21 protein-coding genes and 1 riboswitch are annotated in these 16,585 nt (G+C 67.1%); of the genes, 11 read left to right on the forward strand and 10 right to left on the reverse strand.

Translation table 11 applies throughout. The features are described from left to right. Positions 1-25: 25 nt before the first annotated feature. Positions 26-508, reverse strand: coding sequence for a hypothetical protein (locus tag ACIHCQ_RS10175; protein ID WP_399659838.1), 483 nt, complete (start codon positions 506-508; stop codon positions 26-28). A 236-nt stretch (positions 509-744) separates the two neighbouring features. On the opposite strand from ACIHCQ_RS10175, the gene ACIHCQ_RS10180 reads away from it, so the two are divergent. After that, complete coding sequence (locus tag ACIHCQ_RS10180; protein ID WP_399659840.1) at positions 745-1,152, forward strand: DoxX family protein; 408 nt, start codon at positions 745-747, stop codon at positions 1,150-1,152. Positions 1,153-1,163: 11 nt separating this feature from the next. Here ACIHCQ_RS10180 and ACIHCQ_RS10185 read toward each other — a convergent pair whose 3' ends face one another. From ACIHCQ_RS10185 to ACIHCQ_RS10195, 3 genes are all read right to left on the reverse strand, one after another. Beyond that, the gene (locus ACIHCQ_RS10185) at positions 1,164-1,613 is read right to left on the reverse strand and encodes a hypothetical protein (RefSeq protein WP_399660043.1); all 450 of its coding nucleotides are present in this window, start codon (positions 1,611-1,613) and stop codon (positions 1,164-1,166) included. Positions 1,614-1,951: 338 nt separating this feature from the next. After that, positions 1,952-2,227, reverse strand: coding sequence for a hypothetical protein (locus tag ACIHCQ_RS10190; RefSeq protein WP_399659843.1), 276 nt, complete (start codon positions 2,225-2,227; stop codon positions 1,952-1,954). Between the two features lie 65 nt (positions 2,228-2,292). Continuing rightward, on the reverse strand, positions 2,293-2,598 hold the full coding sequence (locus ACIHCQ_RS10195) for a helix-turn-helix domain-containing protein (protein WP_399660063.1): 306 nt from the start codon (positions 2,596-2,598) through the stop codon (positions 2,293-2,295). Between ACIHCQ_RS10195 and ACIHCQ_RS10200 the strand changes: the two genes are divergently transcribed. Next, positions 2,552-2,770 carry a zinc-binding dehydrogenase gene (locus ACIHCQ_RS10200; RefSeq protein ID WP_399660045.1) on the forward strand — a complete coding sequence of 73 codons (219 nt, stop codon included), beginning with the start codon at positions 2,552-2,554 and terminating at the stop codon, positions 2,768-2,770. The two genes, ACIHCQ_RS10195 and ACIHCQ_RS10200, sit on opposite strands and share 47 nt — an antisense overlap. A 73-nt stretch (positions 2,771-2,843) precedes the next feature. Here the strand turns inward: ACIHCQ_RS10200 and ACIHCQ_RS10205 are convergent, their stop codons facing one another. Next, positions 2,844-6,224: a S8 family peptidase gene (locus ACIHCQ_RS10205; protein ID WP_399659845.1), complete on the reverse strand. Its 3,381-nt coding sequence runs from the start codon at positions 6,222-6,224 to the stop codon at positions 2,844-2,846. 176 nt (positions 6,225-6,400) lie between these two features. Here ACIHCQ_RS10205 and ACIHCQ_RS10210 point away from each other — a divergent pair, with 176 nt between their 5' ends. Beyond that, the gene (locus tag ACIHCQ_RS10210) at positions 6,401-6,913 is read left to right on the forward strand and encodes a SigE family RNA polymerase sigma factor (protein WP_399659848.1); all 513 of its coding nucleotides are present in this window, start codon (positions 6,401-6,403) and stop codon (positions 6,911-6,913) included. An 87-nt stretch (positions 6,914-7,000) separates the two neighbouring features. Next, the gene (locus ACIHCQ_RS10215) at positions 7,001-8,242 is read left to right on the forward strand and encodes a hypothetical protein (protein WP_399659851.1); all 1,242 of its coding nucleotides are present in this window, start codon (positions 7,001-7,003) and stop codon (positions 8,240-8,242) included. Here the strand turns inward: ACIHCQ_RS10215 and ACIHCQ_RS10220 are convergent. Beyond that, positions 8,205-9,287: a protein kinase family protein gene (locus tag ACIHCQ_RS10220; RefSeq protein WP_399660047.1), complete on the reverse strand. Its 1,083-nt coding sequence runs from the start codon at positions 9,285-9,287 to the stop codon at positions 8,205-8,207. The genes ACIHCQ_RS10215 and ACIHCQ_RS10220 overlap by 38 nt on opposite strands. 378 nt (positions 9,288-9,665) lie before the next feature. Then, positions 9,666-9,821: riboswitch (cyclic di-AMP (ydaO/yuaA leader) on the forward strand. 4 nt (positions 9,822-9,825) lie between these two features. Between ACIHCQ_RS10220 and ACIHCQ_RS10225 the strand changes: the two genes are divergently transcribed. Then, positions 9,826-10,596 carry a transglycosylase SLT domain-containing protein gene (locus ACIHCQ_RS10225; protein WP_399659854.1) on the forward strand — a complete coding sequence of 257 codons (771 nt, stop codon included), beginning with the start codon at positions 9,826-9,828 and terminating at the stop codon, positions 10,594-10,596. A gap of 366 nt (positions 10,597-10,962) precedes the next feature. On the opposite strand, the gene ACIHCQ_RS10230 is transcribed toward ACIHCQ_RS10225, so the two are convergent. Next, complete coding sequence (locus ACIHCQ_RS10230; protein ID WP_399659857.1) at positions 10,963-11,235, reverse strand: DUF397 domain-containing protein; 273 nt, start codon at positions 11,233-11,235, stop codon at positions 10,963-10,965. Next, positions 11,217-12,050, reverse strand: a complete 834-nt coding sequence (locus ACIHCQ_RS10235; RefSeq protein ID WP_399659859.1) for a Scr1 family TA system antitoxin-like transcriptional regulator — start codon at positions 12,048-12,050, stop codon at positions 11,217-11,219. The genes ACIHCQ_RS10230 and ACIHCQ_RS10235 overlap by 19 nt, the downstream gene beginning before the upstream one ends. A 113-nt stretch (positions 12,051-12,163) precedes the next feature. On the opposite strand from ACIHCQ_RS10235, the gene ACIHCQ_RS10240 reads away from it, so the two are divergent. The 3 genes from ACIHCQ_RS10240 to ACIHCQ_RS10250 are packed head-to-tail and all read left to right on the forward strand — an operon-like array spanning position 12,164 to position 13,348. Further along, positions 12,164-12,403 carry a hypothetical protein gene (locus ACIHCQ_RS10240; protein ID WP_399659862.1) on the forward strand — a complete coding sequence of 80 codons (240 nt, stop codon included), beginning with the start codon at positions 12,164-12,166 and terminating at the stop codon, positions 12,401-12,403. Next, positions 12,400-12,615 carry a hypothetical protein gene (locus ACIHCQ_RS10245; RefSeq protein ID WP_399659866.1) on the forward strand — a complete coding sequence of 72 codons (216 nt, stop codon included), beginning with the start codon at positions 12,400-12,402 and terminating at the stop codon, positions 12,613-12,615. Before ACIHCQ_RS10240 ends, ACIHCQ_RS10245 begins: the two co-directional genes overlap by 4 nt. A gap of 49 nt (positions 12,616-12,664) precedes the next feature. Continuing rightward, positions 12,665-13,348 (forward strand): hypothetical protein, encoded by a 684-nt coding sequence (locus ACIHCQ_RS10250; RefSeq protein WP_399659868.1) that lies wholly within the window; start codon positions 12,665-12,667, stop codon positions 13,346-13,348. Between the two features lie 117 nt (positions 13,349-13,465). Here the strand turns inward: ACIHCQ_RS10250 and ACIHCQ_RS10255 are convergent, their stop codons facing one another. Together ACIHCQ_RS10255 and ACIHCQ_RS10260 are read right to left on the reverse strand one after the other, a co-directional pair. Continuing rightward, complete coding sequence (locus tag ACIHCQ_RS10255; protein WP_399659871.1) at positions 13,466-13,711, reverse strand: PIN domain-containing protein; 246 nt, start codon at positions 13,709-13,711, stop codon at positions 13,466-13,468. A gap of 88 nt (positions 13,712-13,799) precedes the next feature. Further along, complete coding sequence (locus ACIHCQ_RS10260) at positions 13,800-14,057, reverse strand: type II toxin-antitoxin system VapB family antitoxin (RefSeq protein ID WP_399659874.1); 258 nt, start codon at positions 14,055-14,057, stop codon at positions 13,800-13,802. A 145-nt stretch (positions 14,058-14,202) separates the two neighbouring features. On the opposite strand from ACIHCQ_RS10260, the gene ACIHCQ_RS10265 reads away from it, so the two are divergent. Genes ACIHCQ_RS10265 through ACIHCQ_RS10275 form a run of 3 tightly spaced genes read left to right on the forward strand, consistent with a single transcriptional unit; the run spans position 14,203 to position 16,131 of the window. Next, positions 14,203-14,472 (forward strand): DUF1905 domain-containing protein, encoded by a 270-nt coding sequence (locus ACIHCQ_RS10265; protein ID WP_399659876.1) that lies wholly within the window; start codon positions 14,203-14,205, stop codon positions 14,470-14,472. A gap of 48 nt (positions 14,473-14,520) precedes the next feature. Then, positions 14,521-15,267: a DNA repair protein RecO gene (gene recO / locus ACIHCQ_RS10270; protein WP_399659878.1), complete on the forward strand. Its 747-nt coding sequence runs from the start codon at positions 14,521-14,523 to the stop codon at positions 15,265-15,267. Positions 15,268-15,291: 24 nt separating this feature from the next. Next, positions 15,292-16,131 carry an isoprenyl transferase gene (locus ACIHCQ_RS10275; RefSeq protein ID WP_399659881.1) on the forward strand — a complete coding sequence of 280 codons (840 nt, stop codon included), beginning with the start codon at positions 15,292-15,294 and terminating at the stop codon, positions 16,129-16,131. Positions 16,132-16,585 lie beyond the last annotated feature (454 nt).

The following is a 16,585-nucleotide window of genomic DNA, read 5'->3' on the forward strand; positions in this document are numbered from 1 at the left end:
GACATCCCGGCACCCCGGTGCAACCTCACTGGCCTTCGTCGGGCTGCTCCGGCTCGTGTTCGGCGAAGGGCATTCCGCTCGCCTTCGCGATCCCTTCGACTTCCTTCTGATCGCGCCGCTGGCTGTCGAGCGCGTCGCGCATCGCGCGCAGCTTCTCCGGATCCTTGGCGACGTCGGCCGGAACCAGGGACATGGCCTCCTTGACGTGCTCGCCGTCACCGAGCGGAACGACGACGTGCTCGGCCCGGTCCTCGTGGCCCGGCTCCATGGCCCCGATGAGACCGAGCAGGGTGAGCAGCTCCTGCTTCACCTCGGCGGTGAACAGCTCCCTGTCCTCCGGGTCCATCTGCAGCCGAATCCGACCGCCACCGGCCTTCAGGTACAGATCGATCGCCTGCATCAGGAGGTCGAACTGTGCCTCGGGCATTCGGGCCCGGAGGGTTTCGACGTAGGTGGCGTAGCGCAGCCGGGCGAACTCTACGGAAGCCTTGCCGTCATCGTCTGCCATCGAGGTTCCCTTCGGTATGGCCCCTGGCGGCCCGTACACCTTCTACCCGCACCGGCCGCGGACGACAACTCGCATTCTGAAAGCATGATCGCGACTCGCGATGATCTCGAACCTGCGAAACAGGCGCATTCGACCCTTTCCCTAGCCAAGCTCCAGGCTCATACGTTCAGACAGGGGTAGCTTCCAAGCAGCCAGTTGCCTGGCCAAACCATGAAGAACAAAACTGGGGGACTTCGATGAGTAGGCAGGCGACGTCATCGGCCAACAGACCAGGCCGGGCTGCGGAAATCGCTCTGTGGGTGTTTCAGGCACTCTTGGTGCTGGTGTTCCTGGCCGCCGGCTTTGCAAAGCTTGTCGGCGCGGAGGCGATGGTCGAGTCCTTTGACGACATCGGAGCCGGCCAGTGGCTCAGGTACGTCACCGGCGTCGTTGAGGTTGTTGGCGCCTTCGGGCTACTTGTGCCGCGCCTCGTCGGCCTCGCCGCGCTCGGGCTGGCCGTTGAGATGATCGGAGCGGTGATCACGAACTTTGTCGTCGATGCGCCTTCGATCCTGGCAGTGGTCCTACTCGTACTCGCCGCCATGGTTGCGTGGGGGCGACGGGACCGCATCGGGGCCCTGATCCGTCCTGGCGCCGTCAGTTAGTGGAACCTTGGCTACTCGGATCGACGGCGGATTGCTGAGAGCAGGCGGCGCATGCCAACGACGTGTCCGCCCGTCCCAATGACGAGCCCTCGGTAGAAGCCGCCGGCCAGGCCGGGAAAGGCAGCTCGACTTTCGGCACGCAGCCGTGATCGCTCCGGACTGACATCTTCAAGGCGAAAGATCAGGGCGTAGGACGAGAAATAATGACGCCCCTTGAGCACGAGCTCGCGTCCCGGGACCGCGGCGACTACCCGAAAACCGGGAAACGTCGAGCCCTCGACCAGGGGCCGTGGCCCGGACGCTGTACGGTCGGCGGATCGAACCAGTCTCGCGTAGCCGGCCATACCAGGACGCGAAAAGGATTGGTCCAGTGTTTCGCCCAGACTGCGCCAGACGTCGTCGGTTCCCGCCGCGATGACCGTCACGTGCTCATCGATGTACGGCAACGAAGCGATCTCCATTAAAGCCTCCATGAGGTCTCGTCGCGGTTGGCAAGCCAGCTGCTCTTCGGTGAGGACGGTCAACCCATTTTTGATCGGCGGCAGTCTGGACGAGGTAATTACCAGCGTTGCGGAATTCCTTCCTGTCGATGCCGAATCGGTGTTCCAGCCCTTCGTGAGCCGCGCCGAGCAGGATAAGTCGCTGATATCCATGGGATTGTGCACGATTGGTGTAGGGCTCACCTTTCGGTATGCGTGGGGTCCGACTTCGTGAAGCAGGCTTCCGCAGCCACGGCAGCGTACGGTCGTATCCGGCGGTGAGACCAAAGCCGGGTACTGGTGCGAAGAATCCTGGGCCTTTAGGCAGGCGGCAGTGCTGACTGGGCCTCGTGGCCGGCGAGATAGAGCCTCAGGCCGCACTGGTCTTCGGCTTCGACGAACACCCGCTGTCCCCAGTGCGCGCTGAGGCGGTGAGCGACGCCGACCAGTCGGCGGCGGTCTTCTGGCGTGTACGCCGGGTAGCGCGCCCAGCCACGGTCGGCGATTTCGTTCCCGAGCTCACGGAACAGCACAGCCTGAAAGCGCCGCTCTTCCTCGTCGGTCAGCGGTGTGGAATTGCTCTCCGCGGGCTGCACTCGGACGTTGTACAGGTCTCGTATCACTGGGTGGCTCGCAGTCCGCTCGAAGGGTTCGGCCGAGACTACCGGCGCATGACTGGTGGCCGGGCGCCCTTGTGCCTTCGATATCGGCCGGGGGCCGTTCCGTACTCCCGCTTGAAGGCGTTGGCGAACGCGAACTCCGAGGTGTAGCCGATCCGATGGGCCACCTGCTGCCGGCGGCGGGAACCCGGGTACGTGCGCTGGCCCGCGATCCCGCAGCGGCCGGGCTGCCGGACGGCGTCGAGATCGTACGAGGCGATCTGGCCGATCCGGATTCGGCCTGGCGGCGTCGTCGTCTCGATCGCCACACCGGTCGAGCCGCCCGCCGACGCGAGCGTCACCGCCATGCACATGGTCGCCCGCAACGACGTCGGACAACTGGCGAGCATTGTCGAACTCATCGACGCCGGCGGGCTCGTCGTGGACATCGCAGGGTCCCACCCGATGTCGGACCTTGCCCTCGTCCATCGCAGCAGCGAGGCGGGCCAAACCCGCGGCAAGATCATCTTGCTCGCCTGAGCAGAGATCCCAGTGCCGGGAGCGGCCCGGCGGACTTGTGATCCGCCGGGCCGCTGCGCGTACTACAGGGACCTCACCTGCCCCGATACGCGTTGAGGAGCGTCTGGGCGAGCGTGTTGCCCTGCTTGTCGACGACATCGGCCCGGAACGAGATGCCCTGTCCCGCCTTCGGGTTGCGGACCGTCACCTTGCCCTTGACGACCTTGACCTTCTTCCAGGTCTTGCCGTCGTAACTGACAGACACCGCCAGCGACTTGAGGTTGTCGCCCGCGGCCGCGCCCTGGACGGTCACCGGCACGCTGGTGACGGCCCCCGCCTTGGCCGTGGAATCGGCGGCGAGTTGTGGCGTGAAGCGGACCACAGAGATCGGCAGTGCCTCTGGGGCGGTGGTGTGCCCGGAGGTGAACGTCCAGGTGGCGGAGACCTCGGTGGAGGCCGCGGCGGCACCCCCGCGGGTGGCCGACGCCGTCAGCCGGAACCTGCCCGCGTCCGCAGGGACGGTGGCCTTGTAACCGCAGTACAGCAGTTCTCCAGCGGAAGGAACCTCGACGTCGTCGCGGTACAGGGTCGTCGAGAACGTGTCCCCGTTCGCGAAACCCTCGTTGCCCCCGCCATCGGTGAGGAGGCTGATACAACCCGTGATCGTGTCGCCTTCGCGCGAGATACCCCGGCCGCCTTTGAGGGCGGGACCGAAGACCGCGATGCCGAGGTCGTGGTGGTATGCCTTTCCTGCCTCGTACGTCTTTCTACCGGCCCCGTGCGACAACTCGATGAAGGACTCGTCGTCCTGCTGGCCCAGCTGGTACAGCAGGAAAGCCCAGTCAGTGTTCTCCGGTGTAGTCACAAACGCCTTGACCGTGGCGGGCAGCGGCCGCGTCACGGTCGGGGTGATGATGGAGCCGAAGAGGCCCTCGGTGGACGGGTTCGCGACGAGATTTCCCTGTTTCCCGGGGACCGAGGCACCGAGCCTCAGGGAGACCTCGGCGAAGTCACCGGCCTTGGCATGGCGTTCGAAACCGGTGGCCAGCCGGGTCACCGGGTTGCCGTAGGTGAGGTGGTACTCGTTCTCACCCCGCACGTCGATTGCGTTGAACTGCTGGAACAGCGTGCCGCCCGTCGAGAAATCCGGCCCGAGTTGCGCGGTGCGAAAGTTCTTGAACGAGGTGCCGGCCGAGCCGAGCGAGAACCAGGTGTCAGGAGTCTTCACTTCGAGGAAGCCCTCGGCGAAGGTCCGCTCGGCGGCGGGGTCGGGACCGGTGATGTCGACCGGCTTGGCCGTGCGGGCGTCCAGGGTCACCGTGGTGTCCTCAGTCACCTCGAAGTGCGGCGCGGTAATCCGGCTCCTGTCGTCGGTCCCGCCGAAGATCATCGTGTTGAGGAAGTAGACGCCCTTCGGCAGCCGTGTCGTGTAGTTGCCATCGCCGTGAGCGGGCAACTCGAGCGGTGCGCCGACTTTTGACCCGGTGAGGGCGTCGAGGGAGGTCCAGTAGTCCGACGTGTCCTCCCCGTCCCGGCCGATGTGGCGGACCGTCACCTCATAGGCCGTGGTCTCGCGCTCCACCGTCGCCGTGGTTCGCACGGTCTGACCGGCGCCCTCGGCCGTCACCGTGGCGCTGTACAGCCCGTTCACGTCACCGCCCGGCCGGGTGTCGGCCGTCAGGTCGACCGTGGCGGTGCCGCCCGCGGGGACGGTCACCCGCTCGGCGTCAAGGGTGAACATTCCCGCAGCCGCGGGCTTGCTGTCCGGCCCGACGGCGCTCACCGACAGATCCAGGGTGACGGGCTCGCCGCCGAGATTGCGGTAGGTGACCTTTCTGGTCTCGGGCTTGTCGTCGGCGTGCGGGTACAACTGCTTCTCGAAACCGACTGACGTCGGCTCGGCGACGACCGTCTGCTTCAGGGCCGCAGTGACGTCGATACGGCCGTTGCCCTCGGCGAACACACCCGCACCGCCCGACCGGGCACTGGTGGCGAGTACAGCCTTGAGTTCCGTGTTCGTCCACTCCGGATGCTGCTGCTTGAGCAGCGCCGCGGCACCGGCCGCATGCGGGGTGGCCATGGACGTCCCGGAGATGGTGATGTAGCCCGGCGGCTGCTCGCCGACCCTCTGGGCGAGCACACTGCCGGGCGACGCAGAGGCCGCGGTGATGCTTACCCCAGGTGCCGTGACGTCGGGCTTGACGCCTCCGTCGCCGACGCGCGGGCCGCGGCTGGAGGATTCGGCGATGACATCGCTCTTGTCGACGGCGCCCACCGTCAGCGCGGCCTCCGCGCTGCCGGGGGATTCGACGGTGCCCGCGGCAGGGCCGGAGTTGCCCGCCGCGATCACGAAGAGCGTGCCGTGCTCGGCGGAGATCCGGTTGACGGCCTCCTCAAGGGGATCGATCTCAGAGCTGTCGGGGGCGCCGAGGCTGAGATTGATGATGTCGGCGTTCTGGGAGACGGCCCAGTCGATGCCGGCGAGAATGTCGGAAGTGGATCCAAAACCGTCGTCGTCGAGCACCTTGCCGTCCAGAAGGCGGGCGCCGGGGGCCACCCCGCGGAACTTGTCCGCGGACTTCGCTCCCGTACCGGCGGCGATGGCCGCCACATGGGTGCCATGGCCGAAGCGGTCCTTGGTGTCCGGAGATTGGGAGAAGTTCTGCTCGGCTTCCTGACGGCCCTGCAGATCCGGATGGGTCTCATCGACGCCGGTGTCCAGGACCGCGATCCGTACGCCCTTTCCGTCGTAGCCTTCCGCCCACGCCGCAGGGGCGCCGATCTGCGGAACGCTCCTGTCCAGGCTTGCCTTCCGGATTCCGTCGAGCGAGATCCGTTCGAGGCCGGGGGCCGCGCCACGCTGCACCGCACCGGACCCGGAGGTCCTGGTCAATGTCTCCCAGACGCTGCCCGCCGACTTGGCGGGCACCGTGAGCGCTTCCGCGTTGATCCGCGGGAAGGTCCGGCGGACCTTGGCGGTGCCGTCCTCCCGCAGCTCGGCCTTCAGCGTCCCGGCCGCTTTCGCGTCTGCCGCCTTCGCGCCCGGGCCGCCGTAGCTGACGATGAGCCCGAGCCCCGCGCGGTCACGGGTCCGGTACTCGGCCTTGGCGAGTTCGGTGACATCGAACAGCGCGCTGTCGACACGGCCCGAGTCGATCAGCCGCTGCGCATCGCCCGGAACAACGAGCGTTCGGCCGTTGGCCCGTCTGACAGCGATCGGTATGTCTTCGCGCCCCTTGCCGGGCATGATCCGTACGGGCTTGCCCTTTGCGTCGACGCCCACGCGGTCGCCGGTGACCAGCGTGATCCAATGTGCCACGGATGCGGGTGCTCCGTCGTTGTCCGCTCCGGCCGCGGCGCGGCCCGTGGCCGGCTCGTCGGCGGCAGTCGCCGGTAAGACGGCTGCCGGTCCGGTGACGAGTGCCAGCGCCGCTGCCGCGACGACCGTACCCAGTCGCCTGTGTTTTCTGTACAACTCTCCCCCTTGCAGAGGTAGTTGAGCCCCGAGTGGAACCAAGCGGCTCCTGCTGAGACGACGCGCTGAGCGGACGGGAATGTTGCACATCCACTTCTGCGGAAACGTATGAAACATCTCCCGGGGGCTGGCGCGTCAATGGAGTGAAGAACAAAAAACAATGCGAAGGGGACGGCATGAGAACGACCCGCGCGGACGAGTTCATAGAGTTCGCGGCCGGGCGTGCGGGGCCTCTCTTCCGATCCGCATGTCTGCTCACCAGTGGCGACACACATCTCGCCGAAGACCTGGTGCAGGAGACGCTCGGCCGGATGTACGGGCTGTGGCGGCGCATGGCGGGGATCGACAACCCCGCCGCGTACGCCCAGACCGTCCTTGTACGCGTCTACCTGACCCAGCGGCGGCGGCGCTCGGCGAGTGAGCGGCCGTTGGGCGAGCTTCCCGACACGCCCACCGAGCAGGGCGACGATCCGGCACTTCGGGTCGCGCTGCTCGACGCGCTGGCGCAGCTGGCGCCGAAGGACCGAGCGGTGGTGGTGCTGCGGTTCTGGGAGGACCGCAGCATCGAGGAGACCGCCGAAGCCATGAATGTCAGTTCCGCCGCTGTGCGTACGCGCAGCTCCCGGACGCTCGCCCGGCTCCGTGAGCAACTGGGCAGCAGCCTCGCCGAACTCGTCGCCGCGCACTGAGCGGACGTCCGCTCTCTGCGCGGCCCTGCGAGTCCGGCCCTCACGGATACGAAAGCCCCACGACCGACCCACGAACGGTGGCTCACCATGCCTTTTGAAGACGACCTGGAAAACGCGTTTCACCGCACGGGCGAATCGTTCACCGTGGACCACCGCGCGGTGGTCGAGGGAGCTCTGCGCCGCGGCCGGACCCGGCTGCTGCGCCGCCGTGCGGCCGTCGGGGCGGTCGCCATGATCGCGGTGACCGGCTCCACGCTGTACGGGGGCTGGGCGCTCGGGCTCACCTCCACCCGCGAGGTGGCAGCCCACGAGCGGTCGTCGGACCAGAAGCCCAGCGACCCTATGCACTTCGAGGTCTCCGCCGACCAGATGGTGCAGATCCTGTCGCGGACGCTGCCCAAGGGGCATATGACCGAGAAGCGCGGCACAGGCAACTCCGGCGACCCGAGCCGGCCCGGCAAAGCATCACTCGTGTACGACGACGGCTTCGGCAAGGCGCTCGTCGAACTCTCCATCAAGCGGGTGGCCCCCAAGGGCCAGGCCTACAAGGAGATCGTTCTCTGTCCCGAGGTCGTTACCCCACCGGACGTGAGCTGCACCAGCCCAATGGCGAGCGACAGGACGGGGACGGGCCCCAGCGTCTTCAAGGGCTTTACGGAGAAGGGAGGAAAGGGCCTGGTCAAGTGGCGGGCAGTCACCAGGTCCCGGGAAGGTTTCCTCATCGAGACGACGATCTACAACGGGCTGCCCGAGCAAGGCACGAAGACCCGCAACAACCCGCCGTTCACCTACGATCAGTTGCAGCAGCTGGCCGCAATGCTCAACCCGGCCATCAACGAGTACGGCATCCCGAACCCGCGCTTCCAGACCGGGGAGTGGCGTGCCAGGGAAAGCCAGGCCGTGACAACACGGCTCCAGCAGCTGCTGTCCCACACAGGGCTCTCGACAAAGTCCTGGGGCGGTGACAGCCGCACCGGCTACGTCATGGCGAACGACGTCAAAAACAAGACCGAGAGCTTCCTGCAGGTCATCCTCACCCCGAAGGGCTCCGTCAGCCTCACCGCGAAGGAGTCCCCGGGCGACAAGGCGCCGCGGTGGAGCGAGACCCTGCCGGGCGGTGCGAAGCTGGCCACGTCCGTACGGCCCGGTGAGGGCAAGGACGCCACGGAATGGCGGGTCGACGTACTGCACCCGAACGGGCTGCGGGTCACCGTCACCTCGTACAACGCGAAGTTTCCGGACCAGCAGGCCAACCGCACCACCCCGCCCGCCACACTGGAGGAGCTGAAGGTCATCGCCCTCGACGCGTCGTGGCTGACGATGAAGTAGCCACGGAGCGGCCGATCCGGCGGATCTCCTCCAGCGGGTAGGGGGTTTCCCTGCTCTCGTGCCGGAGCTTGCCGATGAAGTCCGCCATCACTGCGGCGAGCGGCGCATCGCGGGCGACGATCGCCGCGGCCGTCTCCGGGATTCCCGTGGGGTGCTCGCCTTGGGCATACGCGCGCATCCGCGCGTCGCGGTCGTCTCTCCCGTACCCGTACAGGGTGGTGACCAGCCAGTTCGCCAGGTAGCCGGTTGTGTAGTCACGGTCGTAGGTCTGGTGCCGGTCGAAGAAGTCGGCCTCTTCCCGCGACAGTTCGAACTGGGAGGAGATGGAGAGGCCGTAGTCCGTGAAGTAGAGGCGTCGGCCGTCGGTCAGGATGTTCTCGAAGTGGGCGTCGAAGTGCAGGAGGCCTTGGCTGTTCATGAATGAGGTGCCGGCTTCCAGTTCCTTCTCCACCATGGCGCAGGCCCGGTCGGTTGCCTCGTCGCCTGCTTCGACCTGAGTGCCCAGCCACTGGTGCAGGTTCTGCGGGATGTACTCCAGGAACAGCGCGAGGCTCGCCGTCGACTGCTGGAGAGCCTCGATCCGGCTGCGCACCTGCGGTCCGCCGCCCCAGAAGGCGACGGCCCGTTCGACGTCGGCGAATTCCTCGGGCAGGGGCGTCGAGTCCGGCAGCACCCGCCAGTGGTACATCAGGGGGAAACCCTCGTATTCGTTCGCGATCACCCAGTCCGTCGTCATGGTGTGTACGGCGAGTTCTCTCCAGGCCCCGAAGCCCGGCCCGCCGCCGATGCCGTACTGGCAGAAGACCGGCAGCTCGAACAGGTTCGCCGTGGACCGGACGTTCTCCGGTTGCCTCTCCGGATCGGTGAGGGGCACCCGCTTGACGAAGACCGGGGTTCCGCCGACGTCCAGCAGGGCCGACTTCCCGCCGATGCCGGAACCCATCGGCACGGCCGCGTCCACGAGCTCGTACAGCGCGCGATCACTGAGCGGGGCCAGGGTTGCGGAGACGGCGTTGTGTGCGGTGAGACGCGCACCGCGCGACATGTCGGGGCACTTCACTGCTGCCTCCACCTGGGCGTTTGAACTTCCGTTATGGGTTAATTTGCTCGCCATGGTTAGAAAATCCTATTCTGCACCATTAGTGTCAACTTGTGCTTCTCTGTGCGGCATTGTGGAGAGAACGATTTCACTGAAGGTCCGTGATGTGCGTCACGGTGTCGCGGGCCGCTGTTCTGGCCTCGGATGCCACTTCCCCCATGGAGAAGGAAAGTTGAGTTACCGGGAGCCGCACCGCGAAGGGAATCCCTCCCCGCCTGGTTCGTAAATGGGATTGCGCTGCGAATTCAGGACTTGTTTCACCCGGACTTCCTCGCCTACGTTCACGTCATTCCGGGTGGACCGCCAAATCCTGCCGCCGTCCGGAAATCACACTCACCCACCCACGTACGGCAGGAGCGGGGGAACCGGTAAGTCGCCGATCCGCAATCCGGATCGGCTTGGGGTGAAGCCGCATTCACTGCGGCCGGGCATCTCCAGTCCGAACCCGACAGCTCACCTCGCAGGCGACGGAGAGGAATTCGTCATGCTCGCAATGGGTAAACACCGTCGTCCCCGGACCACCAGTTCACTCGCCCGGCGTCTTGTCGCCGCGGGCGCGGGTGGCGCCGCGCTCGCCCTGCCACTGGTGGTCGCGAACACCGCTGTCGCGGCGCCGTCCGCACGGCCCGCCGTCGTCCAGTCGGCTCCGGCGACCGCCGCCGCGGCTCAGCCGGCCGGCCCCGCGACCTACTCCGTCGTCGCGGGCGACACTCTGTCCAAGATCGCCGAAACTCATTCCGTGAGCGGCGGCTGGAAGAAGCTCTACGAGGACAACCGGGGCGTCATCGGCGACGACCCGTCGCTGATACGCCCCGGCCTCAAGCTGAAGCTCGGCGACGGCAAGGCCGCCAAGGGCAAGGCGCCGGCAGCGGCCGGCAAGAGCGCGCAGGGCGGTGCGGGCGGGGGCGTCGTCCAGGCCGCGGCGAAGAAGTACGCCAACAACCTGGACGGCTGGATCAAGGAGTCGCTGGACATCATGGCCGCGCACGGCATCCCCGGCACCTACGAGGGCATCCACCGCAACATCATGCGCGAGTCCTCGGGCAACCCGTTGGCCATCAACAACTGGGACTCCAACGCCGCGGCGGGAACGCCGTCCAAGGGACTGCTCCAGGTCATTGCCCCGACGTTCAAGGCCTACCACGTGCCCGGCACGTCGATGGACAGCTACGACCCGGTCGCCAACATCACGGCCGCGTGCAACTACGCCGCCGACAGATACGGCTCGATCGACAACGTGAATGGTCCTTACTGACGGGCCGTCACACCTTTGTGAGCCGACCGGCCCCGCGTTCTGAACAAAGCCCGCCATAGTTCGGTGTTCTGACAAGGGGCCGGCGTGCTCGGCATTGAATTAACCAGAAACGAAACGAAACGGATTTGTCCTGGGCTCCGCAATGGCATCGACGGATTCGGACTTCATCTTCCGCTGCTTCATGGTGAATCCCGTGCCGCGTACGGAGGATGAGCGGACGGTCGTCAAGGTCCTGGAGCTTCCCGCCATCGACTTCTGCGTGCGTGCGTGCCGTTCCGGCTGGTGGTGGTCGTATGTCTGGTACGGGAATGATCCCGCCACTTGCGGAAGCCACAGGAGCTGGGCCGCTCTATGCGGCGCGGAGCGTCATCCGCCGGAGCTGACGCTACCGACGAATGCCGTCCAGGCGGTGGCCCCGATGACGAGGACGGGGCCGGAGGGGGTCTTGCTGTCGCGGACGGGGACGACGCCGGGGACGTCGTCCAGGACCTCGACGCAGGACTCGCCGCTGTACGTGCTCTTGCGCCAGGGGGCCGCGCCGGGGAAGTCGTACGCCACCTCGACGCAGTCCTCCCCGCCGGAGCCGCCGCTGTAGCTGCTCTTGCGCCACCGGGCGTTGCTCAGGTCGTACTCGCGCATCGTCTGAAGTCCTCCGCCGCCGACTCGATCAGGGTCAGGGACGCCTCCGTCGACAGCGCGGCGGCCCTGATCAGATCGTAATGCGCCTGCGCCCGCTTCACTACTGCCGGATCGTCCAGCAGATTCCCCGAAAGCACCGCCTCTGTATGGACAGTTGGCGGGGCGTCCTCGAACTCCATGAGTTTCATCATCTTGCCCATCTCCGGATGCGCCCCGGCCGAGAACGGGAGCACCTGAACCAGTGCCTTGCGCTCACGGACCATCGCCGCGATGTGGTCCAGCTGCCGGGCCATCACGGCGGGGTCGCCGACCGGGACGCGCAGTGCCGTCTCGTGCAGTACCACCCAGTACACGGGCCGTGTCGCGTCCTTGAGGAGCTGGGCGCGGTCCATGCGCAGCTTGACCATCTCCTCGATGTACTCGTCGGCGGCGAGAGGGTTGCTCGCCAGGTAGATCGCGCGTGCGTACTCGGGCGTCTGGAGCAGCCCCGGGACGACCGCCGGTGCGAACTCGTAGATCTCTGTCGCCAGCCGCTCAAGCTCTGCCGCGTGCGCGAAGTAAGCCGTGAACCGCTCCTCCTGGATCAGCTTCCGCCACATCCGCTCGAAAAGGCCTCCGGTTTGTAGCGTCTCGTCGATCCTCTCCGCCACATCCAATTGTGGCTTCCGAATGGCTTGTTCGAATTGACCGATGTACCCGCCGGACACGAAAACCCGCGTGCCCAGAACCGCCTGGGTAAGTCCCGCCTCCTCCCGGCACCGCTTCAACTCCGTGCCGAAGAACTCCCAAGCCGCCTGCCGTGAAGTTTTGGCCATAGCTCAACCTCCTTGTGCTGCCCATCCGTTGTAGGGCGCGTACCTCTGTTGAGAGTAGCTGCGCAGTGTCACCGTTGTAATGCAAAGAGTGAAACGGATCAGGAAGGGACCTCATGGCGAACTTGGAAAAGCCCCGGCACTCCGCGGAATGCCTCGCGGATGCGGAGGAGGCCGTGAATAAACTCCGCACTGCCCTGGGGCAGTCGGGCATTACCCTGCCCTCCCTGCGCGTGGAGCTCGCTTCGTACGGACGGGAAGCTCCCTGCCCTCTCGTGGAATTGGGGTGCTGCAACATCGACATGGTCCGCAGGCTCACAGCCGTGCTGCCGAAGGAAGGGATCGCACTACGGTGACGCTGCCCATCGGCTCGTACGTCGTGGACACCGGCACCGGCCGGGTCGGCAGGTTCGTCGGAGAGTCGGGCTCGTCCCAGAGCCTCAGACCCTTGGGCGGCGGCCCGGTGTGGGAGTGCGAGCCGGGACAGGTACGGCCGGCGACGACGGCGGAGCGGATCAGCGCGACGACGGCGTACGTGAACGCCCGCAGCCGCGGCAAGCTGCCGTGACCGCGGCCCCGCCCGTACACGTGTCAACGGCGGCGTTTACGCTCCGCTTATGCGAAACCCCAAGATTCTGATCGGCCTGGTCGCGGCCGGTCTGCTCACCGCCGGCTGCGGCTCTGACGGCTCCTCCTCCGACTCCAGTGGCGGAGGAGGAGCCGCGCAGAAGGCGCTGCCGGTCGCCATCAACGGCCCCCAGGAGGACGTGCGCAAGCGCGGCGAAGACAACCTCAAGGTCACCCCGGCCCCTGAGCGCGACGCGCCCTTCATCGAGCAGGTGCAGCACCGTCTGCGCGAGGTCATCCTCCTCGACGCCGAGGTGGCCGGTGAGACCAGCGCCAAGTGCCCCAATGGCGTGACCCAGAAGGCCGGCGCGGTCAGTCAGTGCGTCGTGACGTACGCGGGGGCCGAGATCCCCTACGAGGTCAAGATCAGCGACAGCTACCGGGAGGGCAGCAGCATCACCTCCTACAACACCACGCCCAAGAAGGGCCTGCTGGTGGGGAAGGTCGTGTACAACGCGCTGAACGAGCGCTACGGCCCCGAGTCGGGGAGTACCGACGCCAGCAAGCTCGCCTGCGAGGAGATCCCCGCCGCGAAGGCGGTCGATTTCAATTCCGACACCGGCTACAAGTGCCAGTACTGGGGCAAGCACGCCAACGACGGCAAGGGCGGCTACGAGACCCGTCGGGTCATGATCGGCCCCTCTGGCGGCATCGGCTTCGAGAACGTCAAGTAACGCACCGGCGTCACACGGGGCGGTCTCCGCAGCGAAGACCGCCCCACCCGCAGTGGAGCGCGACGACACCGGCCGGGTCGGCAGGCTTGTCGGGCAGTCGGGCAGTCGGGCTCCGGGTCAGGAACGCAGGCCAATCATGCGTTCCGGCTGACCGGTGGTGCGGGCGATCGTGGTGAAGTCGCGGTCATAGTGCAGGAGCGTGAGTCCGGACTCTTCGGCGACCGCGGACACGAGGAGGTCGACGGTTCCGGCACTACGGTGTTCGCCTTTGGCTGTGAGTTGCTCCTGCACTACGCGTGCTCGCCGGTAGACGCCGTCCGGGATCGGGCACCAGGCGTAGTAGGAGTTGAGTGCGTTCTTCACCTGCTCGCGATGTGCGGTCGGCCGTTGCCTGGCCGAGTAGTACGCGGGCGAGGGCCGCGGTGTCGATGAGGTAGTCCGCGACGTTCACTCATGCGCTCCGGCGCGAGTCGTCGGGCTCCTCGCCCTGCACGCCGCCGCGGTACTTGCGCTTGTCCAGGAGTATGTCCATGTCCAGGGCTCCGTCGGCGACGAGCCGGCGGGACTCTTCCAGAGCGCGCAGCCGCCGGTAGCGGGCCGTCACCTCGCGTAGCGCGGTGTTGATGGTGTCGCGTTTGGTGGTGGTGCCGAGTTCTCGCGCAGCTGCTTCCAGAGCTTCATCGTCGAGATCGATGACAGTGCGGCTCATGAGCGAGCCTCCTGAATGTATCCGCTGTCACATGTCAATGTGCCTGGTCCTTTGTATCCCGGGGTCCGGGCGCGATGAGTTTACCCGCGCCGCGCCGTCATATCTGGGAGAGAGCGTTGGCTCCCAAGGTGTGAGGACGTCCGTGATGAACAAGCAATTCACCGCAACCCTGCGGAAGAGCCCGGAGAAGGGCGGCTGGACCTACGTCGTCTGGCCCGAGTCCGTCGAGTTCTTCGGCACCCGGGGGCTCGTCAAGGTGCGGGGCACCATCGACGGGCATGCGTTCCGGAGTTCCTTCATGGCTCTGGGTGACGGTACGCACAAGCTCCCCGTCAAGGCCGAACTCCGAAAAGCCATCGGGAAGGAGGCCGGAGACAGTGTGACCGTGTGCCTGGAAGAGCGGATCGAGGGCTGAGGCTTTGGCGCGTGCGGGCGATGGCCCTCCGTACAGGAGAATGGGGCCATGAGCCTCTTCCGTGACGACGGCGTCGTCCTCCGCACCCAGAAACTGGGCGAGGCCGACCGCATCATCACGCTGCTCACCCGCGGCCACGGCCGCGTGCGCGCCGTCGCCCGAGGCGTACGGCGTACGAAGTCCAAGTTCGGGGCCCGGCTCGAACCCTTCTCGCACGTCGACGTGCAGTTCTTCGCTCGCGGCAGCGAACTCGTCGGGCGCGGGCTCCCTCTCTGCACGCAGAGCGAGACCATAGCTCCGTACGGTGGCGCGATCGTCGCCGACTACGCCTGCTACACCGCGGGCACCGCCATGCTGGAGACCGCCGAACGCTTCACCGACCACGAGGGCGAACCCGCCGTACAGCAGTACCTCCTCCTCGTCGGCGCCCTGCGCACCCTCGCCCGCGGCGAGCACGCCCCCCACCTCATCCTCGACGCGTTTCTGCTGCGCTCCCTCGCCGTCAACGGCTACGCGCCCAGCTTCGAGGACTGCGCGCGATGCGGCCTGCACGGACCGAATCGGTTCTTCTCCGTCTCGGCGGGCGGCATCGTCTGCGGCGACTGCCGGGTGCCCGGCAGCGTCGTACCCTCCTCGGAGGCCATTGAGCTGCTCAGCGCGCTGCTGAGCGGCGACTGGCCGACAGCGGACGCGTGCGAGGCGCGCCACGTCAGAGAGGGCAGCGGGCTGGTGTCCGCGTACCTCCACTGGCACCTGGAGCGCGGACTGCGCTCGCTTCGGTACGTCGAAAAGTAAGAAGTAAAGGGAGATGTGAGCCGCATGGCACGACGCGGAATCCTGGGCAGGTCCCGCCGCGAGTACAAGGCGCCCGAGCCGCACCCGTCCGGTGCGCGCCCGCCGAAGATCCCGGGCGAGCTGGTGCCGAACCATATCGCCTGCGTCATGGACGGCAACGGCCGCTGGGCCAAGGAGCGCGGCCTGCCGCGCACCGAGGGGCACAAGGTCGGCGAGGGCGTCGTCCTCGACATCCTCAAGGGCTGCATCGAGATGGGCGTCAAGAACCTCTCCCTCTACGCCTTCTCCACCGAGAACTGGAAGCGCTCACCCGACGAGGTGCGCTTCCTCATGAACTTCAACCGCGACGTCATCCGCCGCCGCCGCGACGAGATGGACGAGCTCGGCATCCGTATCCGCTGGGTCGGCCGGATGCCGAAGATGTGGAAGTCGGTCGTCCAGGAGCTCCAGGTCGCCCAGGAGCAGACCAAGGACAACGACAAGATGACGCTGTACTTCTGCGTCAACTACGGCGGGCGCGCGGAGCTCGCGGACGCGGCGCAGGGCATCGCGCGGGACGTGGCGGCGGGCAAGCTCGACCCGGCCAAGGTCTCCGAGAAGACCATCCAGAAGTACCTGTACTACCCGGACATGCCGGACGTGGACCTCTTCCTGCGGCCCAGCGGCGAGCAGCGCGTCTCGAACTACCTGATCTGGCAGAGCAGCTACGCCGAGATGATCTTCCAGGACGTGCTGTGGCCGGACTTCGACCGCCGCGACCTGTGGCGTGCGTGCCTGGAGTACGCGCAGCGGGACCGGCGCTTCGGGGGTGCGATCCCGAACGAGGAGCTTGAGGCGATGCGGGGGCGGCCCGAGGGCGGCTAGGCGTGCGGGCCGGGGTGGCGTTTTTTGCTCCCCTACCCGCCCTCCCCCTACGCCTAGCGGCGTGGGAGGTACCCCCATCCCGAAACTGGGGGCTTGCGCCCCCAGACCCCCTGCGGGGGAAGGGTTACGTGGGGGCTGACGCCCCCACACCCCCTTGCTCCAGCGGCTTCGCCGCGGAGCTGGTACGCCCCGGCTGCCCAGCGGCGGCGCTAGGTGCGCTGAGTGCGGTGCCGTCACTGTTGGCGCCGGGCCTGTGTCGGGGGCGCTGCCCCCGAACCCCCGCGCCTCAATCGCCGGCGGGGCTTGAGGCGCCGGGCCCGTACCCCGAGTGCGGTGCCGTCACCGTTGGCCCCGGGCCCGTGTCGGGGGCGCTGCCCCCGAACCCTCCCCCTACGCCCGGAGGGCGTGGGGGGACCCCCAGCGCCTCAAACGCCGGCGAGGCTGTGAGTGCCGG

This window comes from Streptomyces sp. NPDC052236, assembly GCF_044548015.1.
In the GTDB taxonomy this organism is placed as follows: Bacteria; Actinomycetota; Actinomycetes; order Streptomycetales; family Streptomycetaceae; genus Streptomyces.